The organism is Trinickia violacea (genome assembly GCF_005280735.1).
Lineage (GTDB): Bacteria > Pseudomonadota > Gammaproteobacteria > Burkholderiales > Burkholderiaceae > Trinickia_A > Trinickia_A violacea.
Genome location: NZ_CP040077.1, coordinates 3006119 through 3027262, shown reverse-complemented (window position 1 = coordinate 3027262; position 21144 = coordinate 3006119). Strand labels below are relative to the sequence as shown.

The following is a 21144-nucleotide window of genomic DNA, read 5'->3' as shown; positions in this document are numbered from 1 at the left end:
AGGGGAAGACCGTCGGGCGATCATCACCGCATCGTTACAGCGTCTTAACCCTCAATCGTTCGAACCGTCTGCTTCGTTTTGTGCCGGATCGCGTTCGAGCCGGTATCCGACTCCGTAGATCGAGCGGATCATGTCCTGCTCCGGGCGCACCGCCTGCAGCTTGCGTCGCAGATTCTTGACGTGCGTGTCGACCGTGCGGTCGGCGACGACGCGGTGATCGTCGTACAAGCTGCGCAGCAGAAGATCGCGCGGATAGATGCGGCCGGGCGTCGAATGCAGCAGCGACAGCAAGCGCAATTCGATCGGCGTCAGATTGAGATCGCGGTCGTCGAGCCGCGCGACATGACGTTCGACGTCGATCTCAAACGGCGACGGCGCTGGCTGGCCCGTGCGCGTCGCGTTCTCGATGTTCTCGACGCGCCGCAGGATGGCCTTCACCCTCGCCACGACCTCGCGCGGGCTGAACGGCTTGCACACGTAGTCGTCGGCGCCGAGTTCGAGGCCGAGCAGCCGGTCGATCTCGTCGACGCGCGCCGTGAGGATGATCACCGGCACGTTCGAAAACGTGCGCAATTCGCGGCAGATTTCGAGTCCGCCGCGTCCGGGCAGCATCAGGTCGAGCAGAACCAGCGCGGGCATTCGCGTGCGCAAGTAGGGGATGACTGCGAGGCCGTCAGCGATGACCGTCGGGTCGTAGCCCTCCGTGCGCAGGTAGTCGGCGAGCAGCGCGGACAGCTTGGGCTCGTCTTCGACGATCAGGATGGAAGGGCGCGAAGGACGGTCAGTCATGGGGTGGTTTCATTGTGGGAAAGCGGGCCATGATCCACAGGCCGCCCAGCGGCGAACGCGAGGCCGTGATGGTGCCGCCGTGCTCGCGCACGATATGCCGGCACAGCGCCAGCCCTAAGCCGGCGCCGCCGCTTTGACGGCTGCGTGAGGCGTCGACGCGAAAGAGCCGGTCGAACAAATGCGGCAGCAACGGTTCGGGCACGGCGGGATAGGAGTCCTGCACGTCGATCCGCAGTTCTTCCGCTTCGGCCGTGACGGCGACGCGGACTTTGCCGCCCGGGTCCGTGTAGCGCAGCGAGTTTTCGAGCAGGTTCTTCATCAATTGCGTGAGCCGGTGCGGATCGGCAGACATCAACGCGGGCGCCGTACCGAATTCGGTCTCCAGCGCGATGTCTTTCGCGCCGAGCCGTTCCCTGAACGTCTCGGCGGCGCCTTCGACGAGCGGCGCGACATTGACCAGTACTTTCTCGAACGAGAGCGCGCCGATATCGGCGAGCGAGAGCTCATATAAGTCGTCGATCAACTGGCTCAGCATCGCGACTTCGGATTGCAGCGAGGCGAGGGTCGTCGCATCGAGACTGCGCACGCCGTCCTCGATCGCTTCCAGCTCGCCGCGCAGCACCGCGAGCGGCGTGCGCAGCTCGTGCGAAATGTCGGCGATGAAGTCGCGCCGGCTGCGCTCGGCCGCTTCGAGCGAGGTGGCGAGCCGGTTGAAGTCGCTCGCCAGTTGATGGAGTTCGTCGCCGCCGGCTTCGGGCACGCGCGTCGCGTAGTCGCCGCTCGCGAGGCGGTGCGTGGCGAGCACGAGGCGCCGCGTCGGCGCGAGGAAGAGGCGGGCGAGCACGATAGCGACGCCGGCCGCGAGGAGCGCGGCGAAGCCCACGATGATCCACGTTGCGCGCACCTGTTGCGCCTGGAACTGACGGTCGGCGGCATAGAGGAGATTCTCCGGCGATGCGATCGATAGCCAGCCGACCACTTTGCCGTCCACCGTCAAAGGACTGCGGCGCGCGTCGGGCGGCGGAGGCGGTCCGTTGCTCGCGACGCGGTGCAGTTGGGCATCGTAGAGCGTCATCGGCGGCGTGCGTTCGGGGCCTGGGCCTGGGCCCGATCCCGGGGTCATGCCGGGCGGCGGCCCAGGAGGGGCGCCCGGTGGAGGTCCCGCGAAGTCGCCGGGCGGGGTCCCGCCCGCGGATTCGCGATTCGGGGGAGGCGGGCCGGCGTGGTCCGGCCCCGGCGCGGCGGGATCGTCGGCGCGGGGACTCATCGGGATGTTCTTGATCAGCGCATACCACGCGCTCGGATCGTCACGCAGGAAATCCCAGCTGCCGTACTGCACGTAGCGTTGTTCGAGTTCGCTAGTCAGCTTGGCGGTAGCCGCTGCGTTTTGCCCATTCAAGTAGGCGACAAAGCCGCGCTCGAAACTCCAGCGCACAGCGACGCCCATCGCGACCGCAACCAGAATGCAGGCGGCCGAGATGGCGAAGAAGAGTTTCGAGGTGATGCCGACTCTCATGCACAGATCCGGTCGTTTGGTCAGAAGGGCGGACCGTATTTTCGCGCGTGCGCCATGTCTGCGCACGCCACGGTTGCAAGATTCACATTTTCTCCGCAATTCCCCCATCTTCGCTGCACAGTTGCTCTCTATGATGGGTGCCGATGTGGTAACCGTTGAATGAGAGCGCATAGGCGATGATCACCCACCTTCTTGTCGTAGAGCCTGACCAGGCGATTCGCGACGAACTCCGCACCCATCTGCAGAAGAATCAGGTCGACATGTCGGTGCTGTACGACACGACGTCGCTCGTCAGGCGGCTCGAAGTGGAGGTGCCGTCCGCGATCGTGCTGCGGCACGGTGCGCCGGGCATCGACGGCATGGCGGCGCTCAGAACGTTGCGTGCGGCGGGCTACGACATGCCGGTGATCATCGTGAGCCGATCCACCGAGGTCGTCGACAAGATCCTCGCCTTCGAGCTCGGCGCGGACGACTATGTCGTCGATCCGTTCGACCCGATCGAGCTGTTGGCGCGCGTGCGCAACGCACTGCGCCGTCATCATCGCGAGGGGTTCGCTGTGCCTGTCTATCGAGAGCAATACGTGTTCGGCGATTGCGCGCTCGACTTTCTGGGCCGGCGCCTCTTCAGAGGCGGTGTCGAGGTGGCGCTCAGGCCCAGTGAATTCGCATTGCTGAAGATCTTCTCAGCGCATCCGATGAAGACGCTTTCGCGCGCGCGGATCATCGGCATGCTGGGAAGGGAAGGGACGGACCAGGCCGAGCGTGGGCTGGACGTGCTGGTGTTTCGCGTTCGAACGGCGCTGGGGACGTCTCCCGCCGGCCGCCAATACATTCAGACGATGCGGGGGCGAGGCTATGTGTTCGTGCCCGATGACACGGTCGCAGCCACGGTGGATTGTGACGAAGCGGAACCGCGGCGCTACGGCGCGCGGCGTCAGGCTGTTCGATACGACGCGGTCATGCAGTGAAACATCGCGGCAGGACACGGCGCTCATGAGCGAAGCGAGTGACGACAGGCAGCGCGCCGCATAAAAAAATTCCCGGCATTCGCCGGGCAAACGATACGCTGCTGAACGTATCGGAGCGTTCGACCGCGCAGTCGCCTAACTTAAAGCGCGACTGCGCAGCGCTTCCCGCTGAACGCACCGCTGCGCGCCTTGCATCCGCGCGGCAGCGGTGCGCAATCCCTTAAACCGCAGCGGCCTTCTTGCTTGCGCGCGAGGCTTGCTCGGCAGCCTTCGTCGCGGCCGTGGTGGCGGCGTTGAAGTTGCTTTCGGCGATTTCGACGGCTTGCTTCGTGGCCTTCTGGACCGTTTCGTACGTCGTGTTGGCGGCGGTGATCGCGGCCTTCATTACCGCGACAGCGGTTTCGGAACCGGCCGGCGCGTTCTTCGCGACGTTGTCGACGAGCGCTTGCACCTTGCGGTTCTGATCTTCGTACTGCGCTTCGACGGCGCGCGCGAATTCGGCTTGCGTAGCCGATGCGATTTCATACAGATGACGGCTGTACGACAGGACCTTTTCCGCTGCCGGCTGCACGATGCCGGCTTGCAGGGCGAGGAATTCCTGCGCGTCCTTGGCCGACAGCGCACGTTGCGCGTTTTCCTGGCCTTCCGCGATCGTCGACTTCACGACTTGCAGATTCAGCTCGGTCAGCTTTTCGAGACCGTCGAAAGCCTTGTTCGTCAGGCCGAAGAGGGTTTCGAGGCTGGCCTTTTGGGCGGCGGAAAATTGCTCGGGCGTGAGCAGGGTCATGTTTGCGCTCCTGGAGGACGGGCCCACACGGTGTGGGCCTCGTTGAGTTGACGTTGGCACGGGGCTATTGCTGATGTCACAAATCATTGTGCGATGCAGCAATTAACGTCATTCTAGGACAGCGCGGCGGCATGTCAAGTATTTTTTGTGCGCCGCACAAAATTGATAATTTCTCAGTAAAACAATGTCTTGTGAAGAATGTGTGACATCCCGGAGCGTCTTTCCTGTGGGTGCCATCACCGCGCAGTGACTAGGGAATAAACTACTCGACTCGCGCGTTCTCCGGGACAGTTGCCTGGAAACTGACTGGCGACTTACTGAATCCACGATTGCTTTCACTTCATTCACGCGAAAGATGACCACGCCAGCCGAGCTTACTCAACACCAAACCGGTTCGCCGCATCACGGCGAGCCACTGATTCGCTATAGCCGCACGGCGATGATTCTCCACTGGCTGATCGCGGCGGGCATCCTCGGCAATGTCGCGCTTGGCCTCTCGGCCGATTCCCTGCCCGACGACTGGATCCGCCCCGTGATCGACACGCACAAGTCGATCGGCATCACGGTGCTGGGGCTCGTGCTGCTGCGCATCCTCTGGCGCGTCGCGCACCGGCCGCCGCCGTTGCCGAGGGCGTTTCCCGCATGGGAACGCGCAAGCGCGGATGCCGCGCATCTGTTGCTCTACGTGTTGATGATCGGTCTGCCGCTGTCGGGCTGGCTGCACGATTCGGCGTGGAAGGATGCGGCAACCCATCCGATGACGCTGTTCCATCTCGTGCCGTGGCCGCGCATCGGCTTCGTGATGAATCTGGAGCCCGCTTACAAGGAGCACATGCACGACGTGCTCGGCGCCGTCCACACGTGGTTCGGCTATGTGCTGTACGCGGTGCTCGCGTTGCATATCGGCGGCGCGCTCAAGCATGAGCTGATCGATCGCGAATCGGTTTTGCGCCGGATGCTGCCATGAGTTCGCCCACTCATCCGGCCTTTGCGCCGAAGCGGCAGCGCGCTCGCGCTCGGCGCCGGCAGTCTGCGTTCGCCGACCGCGCCGCGCTCGACGACGCTTTCGCGCGCTTGTCGCCACGCGTGTCGCCGCGCGGCACGCCGCTCGTCAGCGTGCTGATCCACGGTGGCGTGTTTGCCCTGTGGATCACGCTTTTCGTGCGCGCATTCATGCTGCACGGCGTGGTCGCGTGGTCGGTCGGCATCGCGTACGTGATCTACGACACGCTGCTCTTGGCCTTCGTCACGTTCAAGACGTTGCCGTTGCTCAAGCCGCGAATCGACAGCCCGATCGATCAATCGGCATTGCCGACGCTCGGTGTCGTCGTTGCGGCCTACAACGAGGCGGCGGTGTTGCCCGTGACGCTCAAGGGTCTGCTCGAACAAACGGCCGCGCCCGCGCAAATCGTGATCGCCGACGACGGTTCGACCGACGGCACCGCAGCCTTGCTCGCCGGTGAATACGGTTTGATCGAACCGGCGGAGGGGCAGCTCAGCGCGCCGAGCTCGCGGTTCCCGTCGCTGCGTTGGCTGCGTGTGCCGCATGCCGGCAAGGCGCGCGCGTTGAACGCGGCGATCACGGCGCTCGATACCGATATCGTGCTGACCGTCGACGCCGACACGCGCGTCGAGCCGGACGCGTGCGCCGCGATGCGCCGCGCGTTTGCCGCCGAACGGGAGCTCGTCGCCGCGACCGGCATTCTTACCCCGCTTTGCGCGAAGGATGCGGCCGGCCGCTTTTTCCAGTGGTTCCAGACCTACGAGTACATCCGCAACTTCATCTCGCGGTTTGCGTGGATGCGTGCGGACAGCCTGCTCTTGGTGTCGGGCGCGTTCGCGTGCTTCCGGCGCGAAGCGCTCTTGACGGTCGGCGGCTTCGACCCGCAGTGTCTCGTCGAAGACTACGAACTGATCCATCGCCTGCGCCGCCATGCGGTCGAGAGCGGATTGACGTGGCGCGTGCGCGTGATCGGCGATGCGCGCGCGCATACCGATGCGCCGGGCACGCTGGCGAGCTTTCTGCGCCAGCGCCGCCGCTGGTTCGCGGGATTCCTGCAGACGCAGTACTGGAACCGCGACATCACCGGCAATCGCCGCTACGGCGCGCTCGGCCTGCTGATGATGCCGGTGAAGGCATTCGATACGCTGCAGCCGATTTATGGGCTCACCGCCTTCGCTCTGCTGCTGATGTTTCTGTTCACGGGGCGGCTCGGAGTCGCGCTGTCGGTATCGGGCGTGATCCTCGCGAAGATCGTGGTGGATCTCGCGTTTCACCTTTGGTCCGTGCATCTATACCGGCGCTGGACGGCTAATCGCCAGGGCTCGCATCTGTCGATGGCGATCCTGGCGGCGCTCGCCGAGCCGTTCAGTTTCCAGCTGTTGCGGCACACCGGCGCCGCGCTCGGCTGGGTGCATTTTCTGAGCGGACGCCGGAGCTGGGGCGCGCAGCAGCGCACGGGGCTCGTCGCGAACGATGGAGGAGGCGCGGGGGCGCCGTGATCGCGGCGTGGGACATTGGGATTTGTCCTATGGCTTGGATTGATCGGTCGGATATATAACGTTGGCTCTCATTCGGGCGCAATGGCGCCCGAATGAGTCGTCTAACCGCTTGCACAATTGCAAGCTGCACGACAGAATCGCCAAAATCCAACCGCTCCTAGCCGATGAAGACCTATACCGCACTGTCCGTTGTCCTGCTCCTGTGCGGGTGTACCAGCGTTTCCCCGATCCAGAAAGAGGCGCGTGAGCGCTACACGGTGACCTCGAAGACGAGCAATCCGTTGGTCTCCTGGCGTCATCTGATGAACGCGAGCGTCGGCCATGCGACGGAATTCTGCGCCGAGCAGGACAAGGCGATGCACGAGATCGATGTCGGCACGTTCGGCGTGCGCGGGTTCAGCCCGCGCGAAGCCGATCTTCGCTTCGAATGCGTGCCGCGTTGGCAGAGCCAATAAGCCGGCTGCCGTAGCGCGGCTCTCACTTTGGCGGCACGCGCTGCCGCCCTCATACCTTCCAGCGCGCCTCGGCCACGGTCAACGGCTTCGGAATCAGCTTGAGTTCGCTGAACGCATCGGCGATCTGCTGCTGATAGGCTAGCGTGGCATCGGTGATGCGAGTCACCCCGAACGTCGTGCGCTTGACCGCCAGGTCGACCGTCGCGCCATCCAATCCCGTTTGTCCCGCCAATAGCGACGATACGTCGGCGAGATGCTGCGTGCTCCACGTGTCGAGCGCCGCGATTTCGTCGAGCAGCGCATTCACGATCGCCGGTTGCGCGGTCGCGTAGCTGCGCGTGGCGACGTAGTACTGCAGGTTCTTCACCAACCCGGTCCCGTCGGTCAGCACGCGTGCGTTTTCCTGATGCTGGATGGCGGCGAAGTAGGGGTCCCAGATCACCCACGCATCGACGCCGCCCTGCGTGAACGCCGCGCGCGCATCGGACGGCGTGAGGTAGCTCGGCTGGATCTCCGTGTATTTGACGCCCGCCTTTTCGAGCGCGCGCACGAGCAGAAAGTGGACGTTCGAGCCGCGGTTGAGCGCCACGCGCTTGCCGCGCAAATCGGCGACGGTTTTGAGCGGCGAGTTGTGCGGGACGACGATCGCCTCGGCGGCGGGCGCGGGCGGCTCGTTGCCGATGTAGACGAAATCGACGCCGCCCGCTTGCGCGAAGATCGGCGGCGTCTCGCCGACGGTGCCGACGTCGACGGCGCCCGCGTTCAGCCCTTCGAGCAATTGCGGCCCGGCTGGAAACTCGCGCCACTCGACCGTGACGCCGAGCGGCGCAAGCCGTTTTTCGAGCGTGCCGCGCGCTTTCAGCAGAATCAGCGTGCCGTACTTCTGATAGCCGACGCGCAGCACTTTGGCGCTGTTGTCGGCGCGTGCGGCGAGCGGCGCGAGCGCGCCGGTGCCCGTGATCAGCAAGCCGGCGGCAGCTGCCATGGATGCCTTGAGCAAGGCTCTCCGCTCAACGCTTGAGGGGGTGTCATGTTTCATGGGGCGGTGGTCTCGCGTGAGGTTGGGCGTCGCGGCGAGTGAAAGACACGTTGCGCGCGACGCGGTATCGAAACCACCGAATCTACGGGCCGCCGGCCCGGCTGAAAACCAACGATTTCCGATAAGGTTTTACGAATTGCCGCTAACCGCGCGCGCGGCGGCTAGCCGAGCCTCGCGACGGCGGTTGCGCGGCGAAGCGCGAAACAAGTGCGAAACGTCCCACCCGGCGACTTGGCGTGCCAGTGCTTCGCGCGTTTCCGGCATGACGAAGGGGTTGCATGCCTGCGCATGCAACCCCAGAAATATGCGAGACAGTGAAACGTCAGTGCTTAGTCCGCCGCCCACCGAGCATGTGATGCTCCGCGAGCCAGTGATGCAGCATCCCTTCACCGTTGTGTTCGCGCTTGTACGACCGCGATTCGAAGATCGTGAGTGCCAATAGCACTAGCAGACCCACTCCGAGCCCGACCAAGCCAGCGATCGATTCAGCATCCATGGCAGCCTCCTTTTTGGCGATTGCAGCCACTCGTACATCTTAGGACATGCGCGAGGAAATCGTGATGGGGTTAAAAACCGCGGAAAGCGGCGAGTCGATCCCGGCCAGCGTTTTCATTTAGACTCACGCGTTCTTTTTGCCGTTCTTCATCCGATCCGGGACCTTTCATGAAGCGCATTGCCTTTGCTTTCTTGCTCGCGACGATGGTCGCGGGCTGCGTCGACGCCCCTCATCACGGCAAGCCGCCGCAAGATCCGCCTGACTACCACGGCGTGCCGACCGACGACCGGCCGCCCGCGATGATCGACACGCCCGCAGCGCCGCAATAACGGCGACAGGCGCACGGATGGCGCCGGGGTCGGATCGCGAATGCAGCGAGGCGCGTTAGGTTCGCGCGGGGTTCGCGCCGCCCGCAAAGCTCAGGTCGCGGCCGGCAGATTCTGTGAGCGCATCTCGCCGAAATAGGTGGAAAGACGCGGCAAATAGGCGGCGAGCGTCACGCCGCGGGCGGCCATGAAGATCGTGAGCGCGAGCCACAGGCCGTGGTTGCCGAGCGGCCCGGCGAGCAGCCACGACGCGGTCATGAACATCGCGAACGACATCGCCATCGATTTCATCATGTCGCGCGTTTGCGTGGCGCCGATGAACACGCCGTCAAGCAAGAAGCTCCACACCGAGATCACGGGCGAGAGCGCCGCCCACGGCAGATAGCGCTCGGCGGCGGCGCGCACGGGGGCCTGATCGGTCAGCCGCTCGATGATCCACACGCCCGCGCCCCAATAAACGAGCGAGAACGCGAGCGCGCCGAGCACCGACCACAACAGCGTGACCTTGACCGCCTTCCTGAACGCGTCGCGATTCCTTGCGCCGAGCGCCGCGCCGACGAGCGCTTCGGCGGCGTGCGCGAAGCCGTCGAGTCCGAACGCCATGAAGGTCTGGAAGTTGAGCAGCAGCGCGTTCGCGGCGAGCGTCGCGTCGCCTTCCTGGGCGCCGACGTGCGCGAACCAGCCGAACGACGCGAGCAGGCACAGCGTGCGAATGAAGATGTCGCGGTTGATCGCGACGAGACGCTTGAGCGTGGCCGTGTCCAGCAGCGACGCGGCGTCGAGCGCGGGCAAGCCGCGCGGGCGCAACTGCCACAGGATGAACGCGCCGAGCACGAAGCCGCAGGCGTCGGCGGTCGCCGTGGCCGCGCCCATGCCCGCGACGCCCCAGTCGAACGCGTACACGTACAGCAGCACGGCGACGATGTTGACGGCGTTGATGAAGACTTGCGTGATCAGCGCCAGACGCACGCGCTGCGCGCCGAGCAGGTAGCCGAGCACGACGTAGTTCGCCAGCGCGAGCGGCGCGGCCCAGATGCGCGCGTGGCAATAGGCGGCGGCGTTTTCACGCACGGCATCGCTGCCGCCGAGCGCGGCGAGCGCATAGCGGATCAGCGGCGTTTGCAGCGCGAGCACGGCGGCGCCGATCGCGAACGCGAGCATGAGCGCGCGCACGACGTTCGAGCGCAGCCCGGCGTGGTCTTGCGCGCCGAACGCCTGCGCGACGAGCCCGGTCGTACCCATCCGCAGAAAGCCGAAACTCCAGAACACGAAGCTGAAAAAGAGCCCGCCGAGCGCCACGCCGCCGAGATAGGCGGCGCCGTCCAGATGCCCGGCGACGGCGGTATCGACGGCCGACAACAGCGGCTGCGTGAGATTCGCGAGAACGATCGGGAACGCGAGCGTCAGCACGCGGCGATGCCAGCGTGTCGGCAACGTGTGAGCGGCGTGGTCCGCCACGCCTCGCGCGGACTCGGGTCGAGACTCGTCTGCGGAATCGGCAGAGCGGGGGGACGGGCTCACGCGGGCGTGCCTAGCCGCGTTCCTGCACGCACACCCACGGCGACACGACGACCGCCCACAGGTCAGGGTCGCGCGCCGAGAAATCGGTGGCGGTCTCGGTCTGCACGCGCTCGACGAGCCCGGCGGCCAGCCACTGCGCGACTTGCGTGGTGTCGTCGTTGGCGATGGCTTCGGCCACGCTCACCAGATCGAGGTCGCGCGCCACGCGCAGCAGCACGCCGCGCGCGAAGAACCGTTCGAGCTCGGACCAGCCGATCTTGGCGGTTTCGGCGAGCAGCTTCATGTAGAGCGGGCTATGGGCGCCCGCGCCGGATGTATCGGGGGAAGTCATCGAATGTGCGTGGTGTATGACGAGCGGGCGTAACTATAAACCATCGGTCAAGGCGCTTTGGCGCTGCGCAGTTCACGGCGGATGATCTTGCCGGTCGCGGTCATCGGCAGGCTGTCGACGAAGGCGATTTCGCGCGGATATTCATGCGCGGCGAGGCGTGTCTTCACGTGCGTCTGGATCTCGCGCACGAGCGCGTCGCCGGGCTCGAAGCCCGCGTTCAGCACGATGAACGCCTTGACAATCTCGGTACGCGTCTCGTCCGGCATGCCGACCACGGCCGCCATGCGGACGGCCGGATGACCGAGCAGGCAGTCCTCGATCGGGCCCGGGCCGATGCGGTAGCCCGCGCTGGTGATCACGTCGTCGTTGCGCCCGACGAAGCGCACGAAACCGTCATCGTCCATCACGCCGATGTCGCCGGTCACGAGATAGTCGCCCGCGAACTTTTCGCGCGTCGCCTCGGGGTTGCGCCAGTAGCCGAGGAACATCACGGGGTCGGGCGCGCGGATGCCGATGTTGCCCTCGGTGCCGTGCGGCAGCACGCGGCCGGCGTCGTCGACGATCGCGACCTCGTGGCCCGGCGCCGCCTTGCCGATCGAGCCGATGCGCGGCTCGAACAGTGTCGCGCACGAACTGAGCACGACGTTGCACTCGGTCTGCCCGTAGAACTCGTTGATCGTGACGTTGAGCGCCGCGCGGCCCCATTCGATCAGCTCCTCGCCGAGCGATTCGCCGCCGCTCGCGACCGCGCGCAAAGCGAGGCGGTAGCGCTCGGCCGGACGCTCGACGGTGCGCATCATCTTCAACGCGGTGGGCGGCAGGAACGTGTGCGTGACGCCGTGGCGCGCCATCAGGTCGAAGGCGGCATCGGCGTCGAACTTCTCGAAGCGCCGCGCGAGCACGGGCACGCCGTGGTGCCACGCGGGCAAGAGCACGTCGAGCAAGCCGCCGATCCAGGCCCAGTCTGCCGGCGTCCAGAACAGCTTGGCGCCTGCGGGGAAGAACGCTTGCGGCATCTCGACGCCGGGCAGGTGGCCGAGCAGCACGCGGTGGCCGTGCAGCGCGCCCTTCGGTTTGCCGGTCGTGCCCGAGGTGTAAATGATCACGGCCGGATCGTCGGCGGCGGTATCGACCGGTTCGAACGCATCGGACTCGCTTTGCAGTGCGGGCCAGAACGCTTGGACGCCTGCCGTACCGCCGTCCGAGGGATCGGCGTCGATGCAATAAACGCTCTTCAGCTCTGGCAGCGCCGCGCGGATCGACGCGATTTTCTCGAGCCCTTGGCGGTCGGTCACGAGCGCGACCGCGCCGCTGTTCGACAGCCGGTATTGCAGCGCTTCGACCCCGAACAGCGCGAAGAGCGGCACGGCGATCGCGCCGAGCTTGTAGGCAGCCAGATGGGCGAGGGCGGTTTCGGGCGTCTGCGGCAGGAAGATGCCGACGCGCTCGCCGCGCGCGACGCCGTGCCTCGCGAAGCTGTTCGCGAGCCGGTTCGACAGCGATTTCAGCTCATCGAACGTATAGCGGGTTTGCGCGCCGTCGTGCTTCTCGTAGATCAGCGCGAGCCGGGCGCTGCCGTCGGCCCATTTGTCGCACGTGTCCACGCCGATGTTGTAGCGCTCGGGGATCTGCCAGGAGAAGCCTTCGATGAGCCGTTCGTAGCTGTCGGTGGGGCAAAGCATGGGTGTCACCTCGTCTCGTCTTTTATCGGTTATTTTGAAATGAATGAAGATAATCCGCTGCTCAATATCGCTCGAATTCTCGAATGACTTTGCAAATTATCCGATGAAATCTTTCGCGCTGAATTGAATATTAATATTCATGGGAAAGGCGAAAATATCGTACGGCAGCCAGTTTCGTGCAATCCGTCAGATTTTACGCGTGCGGGGCTGCGCCGCCAAATCGTCCACAGTATCGGCCTCCAGCCCGGCCACGGATTGACATTTGATATGACAAACGTTCTTTCCGAGGTCTATCGATCTTTCGCATCGATAATCGACTCGCATTTCTCGGACATTCCTCCTGCTTCATGCGCCGATTCTCGATTATCGAGCGTTAATCCATTGCCGACGCTTTAGAGCGTTGTTAGATTGGTTCTCGGCGCATGGTGAACCGGTCCTTTGCCTATATGCGCCGAACCCCCGTTAGCCCGGCCACGCCGGGCTTTTTTTGTGTCGACCCAAGTTGGCGCTTCAGCGCTTACTTGGGTCCCATGCAAAGCTGCACCCGCTAGTGGAGGCCGACTAGCGGCAAGCGTATGCCGTTTCCGATACGCGCGTATGATGCGACGGATTCCAAGTTCGAGATCGCTATGCGACTGCTCTTGATCGTCGTGGGCATGTGCCCGCTCGCCTTGATTTTGCTGTTCGCGTTCGCGCGGCGAGTCGACCCGTTGTCGGGCCGGCTGCGCAAGCGTAGCGACGCCCGGCGCAGCGACGCGCAGCTTGGAAGCGCCCTCTATGGGGGGGCATCCCGTCCGGTTGTGGCGCCGAGCTGGCCGCTCGATGTGTCGTCAGAAGAGGCGTACGCCTCCGACGAGGCCGGCGCCGGTTTCTGTCAGCGCGCGGGCAGGTAGCGCGTCGGATCGATCGAGCGCCCGCCGTAACGCAGTTCGAAGTGCAACGCGACGCGATCGTTGTCGGTGTCGCCCATCTCCGCGATCTTTTCCCCTTGTGAAACTTGCTGGCCTTCTTTGACGAAGAGCGTGCGGTTGTGCGCGTAAGCCGTCAGGAAGTCGGCGTTGTGCTTCACGATCAGCAGGTTGCCGTAGCCGCGCAATCCATTGCCCGCATAGACGACGGTCCCGGTCGCGGCCGCGACGACCGGCGTGCCGGCCATATTGACGATGTCGATGCCTTTCGAGTTGACGCCGTCGAACCCGCGCGCAACCTTGCCGGGTGCCGGCCACACGAGCGCGATGCTGGTCGCGGGCTTCACCGCAGGCGCGGCCGCCGCGCTCGACGACGAACTTGCGCCGCTCGGGCGCGTGCTGCCGGAGCTGCCGGTCGACGCACTGTTCGACGCGCGGCCCGAGGAACCGCTCGCCGTGGCGGAATTGGCCGGCGGCTCGACGCGCAGCACCTGGCCGACCTCGATCGCATCCGGGTTGGGCAGGTTGTTCCAGCGGACGATGTTCTGGACGGACTGACGGTTGCTGCGGGCGATCTTCGAAACCGTATCGCCGCGCTCGACCCGATAGAACCCCGGTCCGACAGGTGCCGAACCGCAAGCGGCCAGTGCTGCGACAAGCGACGCGCAGACGAGCCGCGTTATTTTTCTTCTCAACATTGAACCTCGCAAAGCGCTGCCGAGAGTGGTTTCCCCGAGAGGCTTCCTCGAAGTTTCCTCACAGCAGGTACAAAACGTCTAATTTTAACGGCTTCGGCTTGCGCACCCCGTTTGGCGCAGTCGACGAAGCGCGATTAGCGGTCCATTCACGCCCTCGATCGCACGTCGAGCCCCCGTGTGCGATGCCGTGCGGGCTTCATGCCGAAGCCTGGCTCACCGGCCTTCCGGTTCGAAGGAGACCGCGATGCGCAGCGCCGCGGTTTCCGTCTTGCCGGGAGCCAGCCAGCGCAGCCCGAGACCGTTGTGGATCGCGTCGGGCAGCCCGAGCCACGGCTCGACGCAATAGAAATCCGACGTGTCCGCCTCGGTCCAGGTCGTCACGGCGTACCACGGCACCGAGCCGGGGCGCTGCAGATCGATCTCGACGACGCGGCGAAGACTCGGCGAGACAAGGCGCACCGGCCGCGCAGGCACGCCGCTCAGACAATGGAAGCGATCATGGATGCGCGGATCGTCGAGCGTGTAGGACGGCTCGCCCGGCGTCGGGGCGCTGATCGAGCCGTCGGCTTCCTGGTGCCGGCGCGAGGTGGGCGGCAGTTCCACGGTCGTCTCGCCGCGCAGCGCGTGCGGCTGCGCGAAATAGAAATGGTGGCCGGCGTAGTGGGGCAGCGGTGCGTCGCCGAGGTTCGCGACGGTCAATTCGACATCCAGCGTCTGTGGGTCCACGAGCCGGTAGGCGGCTTCGAAGCGGAAAGCGAACGGGTACGCGGCGCGGGTCGCCTCGGTGTCGGTGAGCGTCATGCTTACGCCGTGGCCGTCGGCGTCGAGCGTGGCCGCAAACGGCAGGTCGCGCGCAAAGCCGTGCATCGGCAGTTCGCGCACGACGCCCGCCGGGTCGCGCCATTCGCCGATCCGGCCGTCCACGCGATGGCGGCCAAGGAACGGGAACAGCAGAGGGTTACCGCCGCGAATCCTGGCCGGCTGGCTCCAGTCGGCCGAATCCGGCCAGTGGATGACCGGCACGCCGCCGATTTGCCACGACAGCAGCCGGCCGCCGGCCTGGGGCGCGATGCGCAAGAGCGCGTCGCCTTGCGTGATTTCGAGGATGTCCTGCTGCTGGAATTGGGGCATGGTCGGATGAGCCGGGAAAAGGTAATTTTGCGCCGCCCTATGTTACGGAGAAACCCTTGATCGGGAAACTGCGGGTGTTGCAACGGTCGCGTTTCCGGATAATGCCGAACCTGGGCCGGCATTATTTGCCGCGCCACCCACTTTCGAAGGAGGACGCATGGATATCGCCATGGCAATGGGCCTCGCTCTGTTCGGCATGTTCACCGCCAGCACTGTGGTTTTCTTCTACAAGTTCGCGCGCTAACGGCGCGCGAGCCCAGAGCACGCGCTCCGCTGCAGCGACAAGCGCCGCAGACGAGCGTCGAATCTCGAGCGCCGGCACCGGCGCTTTTTTTCCGCCCGTTTCTACCTTTTTCGCATCCGGCGTTGCTTCGCACCCGCCTGATCGCCCGGAAGTGCGCATGAGCGCACGCCGATAGCGCGCCGCGCCGCTGACGCACTGCCGCAAAAAAATCGAGAAAAAATCCTGAAAACTTGGCGTGTCCGCTGCCCGTAGGCATAATCGTTGCGCCACCGGGCATCGGCGCCGTGCGCGCCACGTCTCGATTTTTCCATCCCTCCCCATCGAAAAGGACCGACGCGTGAGTCTCTGGTTTTTGATCTTCTTGAGCGTGCTGCAGGGCGTCACCGAGCTCTTTCCCGTCAGCAGTCTCGGACATACGCTGCTCGCCCCCGCGCTGTTCGGCATGCACATCGACGCACACGCGCCGCAATTGCTGCCCTTTCTGGTTGCGCTCCACCTCGGTACCGCGCTCGCGCTGCTGTGGTACTTCCGGAAGCGCTGGGTCGCGCTGATCGGCGGCTGGTTCGGCACGTTTGCCGGGCGCCGCAGCGATGACGGCCACATGATGTGGGCGCTCATCATCGGGACGATTCCGGCGGGCCTCGTGGGCCTCATCCTTGAAAAGCGTCTCGAGCGGATCTTTCACGATTTGCGCATCGTCGCGCTCGCGCTGATCGTCAACGGCGTGCTGCTGTGGCTCGGCGACCGCCTGCAACGCGCTCGCGCGCATCGCGCACCGGAAAAGCTCACGTTCAAGCAGGCGTTCCTGGTCGGTCTCGCACAAGTGGGCGCGCTGATTCCGGGCTTCTCGCGCAGCGGCTTGACGATGATCGCCGGCAATGCGGCCGGCCTGACGGCCGAGAAGGCCGCCGAATTCGCGTTCCTGCTCGGCACGCCGATCATTTTCGCGGCGGGCCTGCTCGAAGTGCCGAAGCTCTTTCACGCGCCGCAGCAACTCGCCGATGCGTTCCTCGGCGGCGTGCTGACCGCGATTGCAGCGTATTTGAGCGTGCGCTTCCTGATGCGCTATTTCGAGGGCCGCGGCCGCCTCGCGACGTTCGGCATCTATTGCATCATCGCGGGCGCGCTTTGCTTCGGCTGGTTCATGATGCACGCACAGCCGGTCTAAGCGACGCGCGGGCATGGCAAGGGCCGGGGAGGGGATCGGTTATAATCGCGGCCCCCGGCGCAATTATCCGGTCCGCTTTAAAATTTCAGCTTCGCCTCCCCATAGTTCAACGGATAGAACACGGGTCTTCTAAACCTGAAATCGAGGTTCGATTCCTCGTGGGGGGGCCAAACATTTTCCTCACGCTTGCCGTCATTGCTCAAGACACAAAGATCGCAATGAGCAAACGAAATCCGAAGCGCGTCTCCATTGTGACGCGCAACCTCCTGACCGTCGTCGCGGGCATCGTGGCGCTGATCGCCGTCGGCGCTGTGGTTCTCTATGGGCCGATTATGTACGGCGATATGGTCGACAACTACGGCATCGTCATGATGATGACGCTTCCGGTCATCGTCGCTGTGGCATTCCGCATCGGGCTGGATGCATGGCTTGACCGTTGACCGGCGCCGGCGCGCACGCGCTCACGCGCCGTTTTCAGAAGCCAGGCGACAAGAAGCGTACGGTGACAATCATTCGACCGGATGGCTACGAGAACTGACTCGACTGCACAGATGTCGACAAGGCGCGCTCGTTCCTGAATCTTCATGGTGAACGTGCCCTGCGTTGTCGGCGTCCCGTCTCCTACGTCGCTCGCAGTATCGAACTGCTCGTTGACCACAACTGCTTGCCTGTTCTGCAACCCTGCCAAACCGTCATTACCTCTGTGCAGCGGTACTAGGGACATTCCTAGGGCGATCTCTCAGTATCCAGCTTGACCTTAAATATTCCCCCGTGCGAATATTAATTCATGCGGGTGAATTTTGGCCCGTGCGTTTATGTCAGATCCCGACGTGGGCGATCCAGGCATTTCGCAACGTCAGGGGTTGACAGGCAGCTCGCCAGCTGTTCGCGCTGCACTGTTCTTGGCTATTTCAATTCCAACCAATCAGTAGTGCAGATCAGTATGGACCTCCCATCACCTTCAATAGCTGGATCGTTACACGGTTTGCGCGTTGTGGATCTGTCCCGTGTCCTTGGCGGCCCATACTGCACGCAGATCCTCGCTGACCACGGCGCGGAAGTGATCAAGATCGAACCGCCAGGCGGCGACGAAACGCGCGGCTGGGGGCCGCCGTTCGATGGTGAGACAGCTTCGTACTTCCAGGGCGTCAATCGCAACAAGCTGGGCGTCGTGCTGGATCTCACGCAACCTGCGGAGCGCGAGCGTCTGCTCGCGCTGCTCGACACCGCCGACGTCCTGGTCGAGAACTTCAAGATCGGCACACTCGAGCGATGGGGGATAGGCTACGACACCGTGCTCGCCACGCGCTTTCCGCGGCTTGTGCATTGCCGCGTTTCAGGCTTCGGCCCGGACGGCCCACTCGGCGCGCTGCCAGGCTACGACGCGGCGATCCAGGCGATGACCGGCCTGATGAGCGTCAACGGCGAGGCGGGTGGTGCGCCATTGCGCGTTGGCGTTCCAATCGTCGATCTCGTGACCGGCCTGAATGCAGCCCTCGGTATCCTCATGGCACTGCGCGAGCGCGAGACAAGCGGGCGCGGCCAGTTTGTCGAATCCACGCTGTTTGACTGCGCGCTTTCGATCCTGCACCCGCACACGCCCAATTACTTCTATTCGGGCAAGGAACCGCAGCGAACCGGCAACGCGCATCCGAACATCACGCCCTATGACATGTTTCATACGGGCAGTGGCGACATCTTCCTCGCCGTCGGCAACAACACGCAGTTCGCAGCGCTCTGCCGGCTGATCGAGGCGCCGCAGCTTGCCGCCGATCCGCGTTTCGCCGACAACCGGTTGCGCAGTCAGCACAGAAGCGATCTGCGAGCGGAACTTGAACAACGTTTCGCCGCCTTGGATGGCCCACAGCTCGCTGACACGCTCGTGCGCCACGGTGTGCCATGTGCGCCAGTGCTCGGACTGGGTGCGGCGCTCGCGCATCCGCATACGGCGCACCGTGCGATGAAGGTGGAGATGGGCTCCTATCGCGGAATCGCATCGCCGATCAAGCTGGGCCGTACACCGGCCACCTACCGGAGCGTGCCGCCGGCACTCGACGAACACACTGCGCAGGTCTTCGGCGAGCGATCAGGCGACGCGTAGCCCACGCATCAACCAGCAGTTCGACATAACCACCACTGCGGCACACGCAGCGCCGCGCAGGAGACAACAATGACACCAGCCGATCAGGCAGGATGCCTCACGCACAGGGAGATAGGATCATGCTCGCGCTAATCGGTACGCTGGCGATCGTTGCTCTCTTCACGCTGATCATCACGAAACGGCTCTCGCCACTCGTCGCGCTGATCGCCGTGCCGATCGTCGCCGCGCTCGCCGCAGGCTTTGGGCTCTCCACCGCGAAGTTCATCGTTCACGGGGTGCAGAACATCGGACCGGTCGCGGGCATGTTCGTGTTTGCGATCCTTTTCTTCGGGATTCTCACCGATGCCGGGATGCTTGACCCGATCATCAACGGTGTGCTGCGCGTGGTGGGCTGCCATCCGCCGCGCATTGTCATGGGCTCGGCACTCCTTGCCCTGCTCATTCATCTGGATGGTTCGGGCGCAGTCACGTTCCTCGTGACATTGCCCGCGATGATGCCGCTCTATACCCGCCTGGGTCTCGACCGCCGCATTCTCGCGTGCGTCGCGTCGATGGCCGCGGGCGTCAACTTCCTCCCTTGGGTGTGCGCCGTGAAAAGGCGGCGCTTTCCAGCGGGTGCAAGCCCCGCCCGGCAACCGCTCCAGCCGGAAGCAACCGGAGCAGTCATGGAGGTAACGAAGTGGCTGAAGCCTCTGGTAATGCGTGTCACGAATAGGTGACAGCGCGAGTGTGCAGGCCGTAACGCGAGTGAACGCCGAGCAAACCTCGAAAAGGACGATGCGCAGGCCGACCCGGCAACCCTATCGGGGAAGGCTGATACGACTGGGTGAATGAGCAGGCTGGACGCCCAGTTGCTGCGCCGGGGTAGTGGCGACAGCATGTACACAAGGAAAGCGTACGCAACACGGGAAGTCCCTTGGCGAGGTCAGGGATGACCAACCGGACGCCCGCGAGGGACAGGCCGGGCGCCTTGGGATGACGGAGAGGCTCGTAGTACCGGTGAAGCCGGGTAATGCCGGTGGAGGGAAGGGGCCTCAGTTCAAGACGAACGCAATACGTGGTGAGGGACCAGGAGATTGGGCAACCTATCAACTCCGATCAGTGTTCAGAAGCTGCAGACGGCGTTACACGCGAAAGCGAAGGCAGAAGCCGGGTACCGCTTCTACGCGCTGTACGACAAGATCTATCGCGAGGATGTGCTGGCGCATGCGTACGCCCAGTGTCGCTCGAACAGGGGTGCGCCCGGTGTCGATCGCCAGGACTTCGCAGAGGTCGAAGCGTACGGAGTGCAGAAGTGGCTCGGCGAACTGGCGCTTGCGCTCAGGCAGGAGACGTACCGGCCGGACCCTATCAGAAGAGTGTTTATCCCGAAGGCCAATGGCAAGCTGAGGCCACTGGGCATCTCGACCCTACGGGATCGGGTGTGCATGACAGCAGCGATGCTGGTGCTCGAACCGATCTTCGAAGCGGACCTTCCGCCCGAGCAGTACGCTTACCGCCCGGGGCGAAATGCCCAGGAAGCGGTAATCGAGGTGGAAGAGCGGCTGCATCGAGGGCAAACGGACGTTGTTGACGCCGACCTCGCGGACTACTTCGGAAGCATTCCCCACGCCGAATTGATGCTGTCGCTCGCGCGACGCATCGTCGATCGGCGTGTGCTGCATCTGATCAAGATGTGGCTGGAATGCCCCGTTGAAGAAACCGATGACCGAGGCCGGAAGAAACGCACGACGGAGGCTCGGGATAGCGGACGCGGCATTCCGCAAGGGTCTCCCATCTCACCACTGCTGGCAAATGTCTACATGCGCCGGTTCGTGCTGGCATGGAAGAAGCTCGGACTTCAGCGAAGTCTTGGCAGTCGCATTGTGACCTATGCAGATGACCTGGTGATCCTCTGCAAGCGAGGCAAGGCCGAAGAGGCGTTGCTCAGACTGCGCGAGATCATGAGCAAGCTGAAGCTGACGGTCAACGAGGAGAAGACACGAATCTGCAAGGTGCCGGAAGGCGAATTCGACTTCCTGGGTTTTACGTTTGGGCGGATGTACTCAGCAATGACTGGTCGGGCCCGTATGGGCATGCGTCCGTCGAAGAAGAGTATCCGGCGCATGGTCGAAAAGCTTCATGCGATGACCGCCCTCAAGACGGTATGGCAAGGGACCACGGAGTTGGTGGGCAGGTTGAATCGGACGTTGCGCGGCTGGGCAAACTACTTCCAAGTAGGGAGCGTCAGCCGAGCATACCGAGCAATCGACAGCTACACCGCTACGCGGTTACGCCGGTGGTTACGCAACAAGCACAAAGTCAGACGTCGCAGGGGCGGGACCTATCCAACCTCGCACCTTTACGGGCACTTCGGTCTCGTACGTCTACAGGGTCCTTGGTAATAACTTGCCGTGTACGAAGGCGTGATGTCTTGTCCGAGAGCCGGATGCGGGAAATCTGCATGTCCGGTTCGATGAGCGGGATGTGGAAACGGGGTTAG

At 64.1% G+C, this 21144-nt stretch carries 21 protein-coding genes, 1 tRNA gene and 1 pseudogene; 12 read left to right on the top strand and 11 right to left on the bottom strand.

Annotated elements, in window-relative coordinates; translation table 11 throughout:
- Positions 1 to 51: 51 nt before the first annotated feature.
- Both FAZ95_RS13675 and FAZ95_RS13670 read right to left on the bottom strand, forming a co-directional pair.
- On the bottom strand, positions 52 to 789 hold the full coding sequence (locus FAZ95_RS13675; RefSeq protein WP_137332951.1) for a response regulator: 738 nt from the start codon (positions 787 to 789) through the stop codon (positions 52 to 54).
- Entirely contained in the window at positions 782 to 2305 is a 1524-nt protein-coding gene (locus FAZ95_RS13670; RefSeq protein ID WP_137332950.1) for an ATP-binding protein, read from the bottom strand. The genes FAZ95_RS13675 and FAZ95_RS13670 overlap by 8 nt, the downstream gene beginning before the upstream one ends.
- A gap of 176 nt (positions 2306 to 2481) precedes the next feature.
- Between FAZ95_RS13670 and FAZ95_RS13665 the strand changes: the two genes are divergently transcribed.
- A complete protein-coding gene (locus tag FAZ95_RS13665) occupies positions 2482 to 3273 on the top strand; it encodes a response regulator (protein ID WP_137332949.1) in 792 nt (263 codons plus the stop codon).
- Positions 3274 to 3493: 220 nt separating this feature from the next.
- Here the strand turns inward: FAZ95_RS13665 and FAZ95_RS13660 are convergent, their stop codons facing one another.
- Positions 3494 to 4060, bottom strand: coding sequence for a phasin family protein (locus tag FAZ95_RS13660; protein WP_137332948.1), 567 nt, complete (start codon positions 4058 to 4060; stop codon positions 3494 to 3496).
- A gap of 439 nt (positions 4061 to 4499) precedes the next feature.
- Between FAZ95_RS13660 and FAZ95_RS13655 the strand changes: the two genes are divergently transcribed.
- The 3 genes from FAZ95_RS13655 to FAZ95_RS13645 all read left to right on the top strand — a co-directional run bounded on the left by FAZ95_RS13655 (position 4500) and on the right by FAZ95_RS13645 (position 7017).
- Positions 4500 to 5027 carry a cytochrome b gene (locus FAZ95_RS13655; protein WP_437437741.1) on the top strand — a complete coding sequence of 176 codons (528 nt, stop codon included), beginning with the start codon at positions 4500 to 4502 and terminating at the stop codon, positions 5025 to 5027.
- The gene (locus FAZ95_RS13650) at positions 5024 to 6562 is read left to right on the top strand and encodes a glycosyltransferase family 2 protein (protein WP_137332946.1); all 1539 of its coding nucleotides are present in this window, start codon (positions 5024 to 5026) and stop codon (positions 6560 to 6562) included. Before FAZ95_RS13655 ends, FAZ95_RS13650 begins: the two co-directional genes overlap by 4 nt.
- A gap of 164 nt (positions 6563 to 6726) precedes the next feature.
- Positions 6727 to 7017 (top strand): hypothetical protein, encoded by a 291-nt coding sequence (locus tag FAZ95_RS13645; RefSeq protein WP_137332945.1) that lies wholly within the window; start codon positions 6727 to 6729, stop codon positions 7015 to 7017.
- 49 nt (positions 7018 to 7066) lie between these two features.
- Here FAZ95_RS13645 and FAZ95_RS13640 read toward each other — a convergent pair whose 3' ends face one another.
- Together FAZ95_RS13640 and FAZ95_RS39305 are read right to left on the bottom strand one after the other, a co-directional pair.
- A complete protein-coding gene (locus FAZ95_RS13640) occupies positions 7067 to 8002 on the bottom strand; it encodes a sulfonate ABC transporter substrate-binding protein (protein WP_254699698.1) in 936 nt (311 codons plus the stop codon).
- 376 nt (positions 8003 to 8378) lie between these two features.
- The gene (locus FAZ95_RS39305; RefSeq protein ID WP_175425596.1) at positions 8379 to 8552 is read right to left on the bottom strand and encodes a hypothetical protein; all 174 of its coding nucleotides are present in this window, start codon (positions 8550 to 8552) and stop codon (positions 8379 to 8381) included.
- Positions 8553 to 8719: 167 nt separating this feature from the next.
- On the opposite strand from FAZ95_RS39305, the gene FAZ95_RS39300 reads away from it, so the two are divergent.
- The gene (locus FAZ95_RS39300; protein ID WP_175425595.1) at positions 8720 to 8881 is read left to right on the top strand and encodes a membrane lipoprotein lipid attachment site-containing protein; all 162 of its coding nucleotides are present in this window, start codon (positions 8720 to 8722) and stop codon (positions 8879 to 8881) included.
- A gap of 90 nt (positions 8882 to 8971) precedes the next feature.
- On the opposite strand, the gene FAZ95_RS13635 is transcribed toward FAZ95_RS39300, so the two are convergent.
- From FAZ95_RS13635 to FAZ95_RS13625, 3 genes are all read right to left on the bottom strand, one after another.
- Positions 8972 to 10336, bottom strand: a complete 1365-nt coding sequence (locus tag FAZ95_RS13635) for an MATE family efflux transporter (RefSeq protein ID WP_254699912.1) — start codon at positions 10334 to 10336, stop codon at positions 8972 to 8974.
- A gap of 73 nt (positions 10337 to 10409) precedes the next feature.
- Complete coding sequence (locus FAZ95_RS13630) at positions 10410 to 10730, bottom strand: DUF2288 domain-containing protein (RefSeq protein WP_137332942.1); 321 nt, start codon at positions 10728 to 10730, stop codon at positions 10410 to 10412.
- Between the two features lie 47 nt (positions 10731 to 10777).
- A complete protein-coding gene (locus FAZ95_RS13625; RefSeq protein ID WP_137332941.1) occupies positions 10778 to 12412 on the bottom strand; it encodes an acyl-CoA synthetase in 1635 nt (544 codons plus the stop codon).
- 629 nt (positions 12413 to 13041) lie between these two features.
- On the opposite strand from FAZ95_RS13625, the gene FAZ95_RS13620 reads away from it, so the two are divergent.
- Positions 13042 to 13305 carry a hypothetical protein gene (locus FAZ95_RS13620; RefSeq protein WP_137332940.1) on the top strand — a complete coding sequence of 88 codons (264 nt, stop codon included), beginning with the start codon at positions 13042 to 13044 and terminating at the stop codon, positions 13303 to 13305.
- Here FAZ95_RS13620 and FAZ95_RS13615 read toward each other — a convergent pair.
- The 3 genes from FAZ95_RS13615 to FAZ95_RS13605 form a co-directional block, all read right to left on the bottom strand.
- Positions 13287 to 14018 (bottom strand): peptidoglycan DD-metalloendopeptidase family protein, encoded by a 732-nt coding sequence (locus tag FAZ95_RS13615; RefSeq protein WP_175425594.1) that lies wholly within the window; start codon positions 14016 to 14018, stop codon positions 13287 to 13289. The two genes, FAZ95_RS13620 and FAZ95_RS13615, sit on opposite strands and share 19 nt — an antisense overlap.
- Before the next feature lie 213 nt (positions 14019 to 14231).
- Positions 14232 to 15149, bottom strand: a complete 918-nt coding sequence (locus FAZ95_RS13610; protein ID WP_137332938.1) for an aldose epimerase family protein — start codon at positions 15147 to 15149, stop codon at positions 14232 to 14234.
- Between the two features lie 121 nt (positions 15150 to 15270).
- Positions 15271 to 15663, bottom strand: a complete 393-nt coding sequence (locus FAZ95_RS13605; RefSeq protein WP_137332937.1) for a hypothetical protein — start codon at positions 15661 to 15663, stop codon at positions 15271 to 15273.
- A gap of 67 nt (positions 15664 to 15730) precedes the next feature.
- Between FAZ95_RS13605 and FAZ95_RS13600 the strand changes: the two genes are divergently transcribed.
- The 6 genes and pseudogenes from FAZ95_RS13600 (at position 15731) to ltrA (ending at position 21046) form a co-directional block, all read left to right on the top strand.
- Positions 15731 to 16561 carry an undecaprenyl-diphosphate phosphatase gene (locus tag FAZ95_RS13600; RefSeq protein WP_137332936.1) on the top strand — a complete coding sequence of 277 codons (831 nt, stop codon included), beginning with the start codon at positions 15731 to 15733 and terminating at the stop codon, positions 16559 to 16561.
- A gap of 95 nt (positions 16562 to 16656) precedes the next feature.
- Positions 16657 to 16731: transfer RNA gene (locus tag FAZ95_RS13595), tRNA-Arg, on the top strand.
- Positions 16732 to 16779: 48 nt separating this feature from the next.
- Entirely contained in the window at positions 16780 to 17001 is a 222-nt protein-coding gene (locus FAZ95_RS13590; RefSeq protein WP_137332935.1) for a hypothetical protein, read from the top strand.
- Positions 17002 to 17504: 503 nt separating this feature from the next.
- Positions 17505 to 18662, top strand: coding sequence for a CaiB/BaiF CoA transferase family protein (locus tag FAZ95_RS13580; RefSeq protein ID WP_137334545.1), 1158 nt, complete (start codon positions 17505 to 17507; stop codon positions 18660 to 18662).
- A 119-nt stretch (positions 18663 to 18781) separates the two neighbouring features.
- Positions 18782 to 19246 (top strand): annotated as a pseudogene (locus FAZ95_RS13575) (SLC13 family permease); the annotation flags it as partial.
- 492 nt (positions 19247 to 19738) lie between these two features.
- Positions 19739 to 21046, top strand: coding sequence for a group II intron reverse transcriptase/maturase (gene ltrA, locus FAZ95_RS13565; protein ID WP_137332934.1), 1308 nt, complete (start codon positions 19739 to 19741; stop codon positions 21044 to 21046).
- Positions 21047 to 21144: the final 98 nt, after the last annotated feature.

What these genes read in the sequence shown, in the direction of transcription:
- FAZ95_RS13675 (WP_137332951.1), bottom strand. Translation starts at nt 789, where the DNA reads ATGACTGACCGTCCTTCGCGCCCTTCCATCCTGATCGTCGAAGACGAG.
- FAZ95_RS13670 (WP_137332950.1), bottom strand. Translation starts at nt 2,305, where the DNA reads ATGAGAGTCGGCATCACCTCGAAACTCTTCTTCGCCATCTCGGCCGCC.
- FAZ95_RS13665 (WP_137332949.1), top strand. Translation starts at nt 2,482, where the DNA reads ATGATCACCCACCTTCTTGTCGTAGAGCCTGACCAGGCGATTCGCGAC.
- FAZ95_RS13660 (WP_137332948.1), bottom strand. Translation starts at nt 4,060, where the DNA reads ATGACCCTGCTCACGCCCGAGCAATTTTCCGCCGCCCAAAAGGCCAGC.
- FAZ95_RS13655 (WP_437437741.1), top strand. Translation starts at nt 4,500, where the DNA reads ATGATTCTCCACTGGCTGATCGCGGCGGGCATCCTCGGCAATGTCGCG.
- FAZ95_RS13650 (WP_137332946.1), top strand. Translation starts at nt 5,024, where the DNA reads ATGAGTTCGCCCACTCATCCGGCCTTTGCGCCGAAGCGGCAGCGCGCT.
- FAZ95_RS13645 (WP_137332945.1), top strand. Translation starts at nt 6,727, where the DNA reads ATGAAGACCTATACCGCACTGTCCGTTGTCCTGCTCCTGTGCGGGTGT.
- FAZ95_RS13640 (WP_254699698.1), bottom strand. Translation starts at nt 8,002, where the DNA reads ATGGCAGCTGCCGCCGGCTTGCTGATCACGGGCACCGGCGCGCTCGCG.
- FAZ95_RS39305 (WP_175425596.1), bottom strand. Translation starts at nt 8,552, where the DNA reads ATGGATGCTGAATCGATCGCTGGCTTGGTCGGGCTCGGAGTGGGTCTG.
- FAZ95_RS39300 (WP_175425595.1), top strand. Translation starts at nt 8,720, where the DNA reads ATGAAGCGCATTGCCTTTGCTTTCTTGCTCGCGACGATGGTCGCGGGC.
- FAZ95_RS13630 (WP_137332942.1), bottom strand. Translation starts at nt 10,730, where the DNA reads ATGACTTCCCCCGATACATCCGGCGCGGGCGCCCATAGCCCGCTCTAC.
- FAZ95_RS13625 (WP_137332941.1), bottom strand. Translation starts at nt 12,412, where the DNA reads ATGCTTTGCCCCACCGACAGCTACGAACGGCTCATCGAAGGCTTCTCC.
- FAZ95_RS13620 (WP_137332940.1), top strand. Translation starts at nt 13,042, where the DNA reads ATGCGACTGCTCTTGATCGTCGTGGGCATGTGCCCGCTCGCCTTGATT.
- FAZ95_RS13615 (WP_175425594.1), bottom strand. Translation starts at nt 14,018, where the DNA reads ATGTTGAGAAGAAAAATAACGCGGCTCGTCTGCGCGTCGCTTGTCGCA.
- FAZ95_RS13610 (WP_137332938.1), bottom strand. Translation starts at nt 15,149, where the DNA reads ATGCCCCAATTCCAGCAGCAGGACATCCTCGAAATCACGCAAGGCGAC.
- FAZ95_RS13590 (WP_137332935.1), top strand. Translation starts at nt 16,780, where the DNA reads ATGAGCAAACGAAATCCGAAGCGCGTCTCCATTGTGACGCGCAACCTC.
- FAZ95_RS13580 (WP_137334545.1), top strand. Translation starts at nt 17,505, where the DNA reads ATGGACCTCCCATCACCTTCAATAGCTGGATCGTTACACGGTTTGCGC.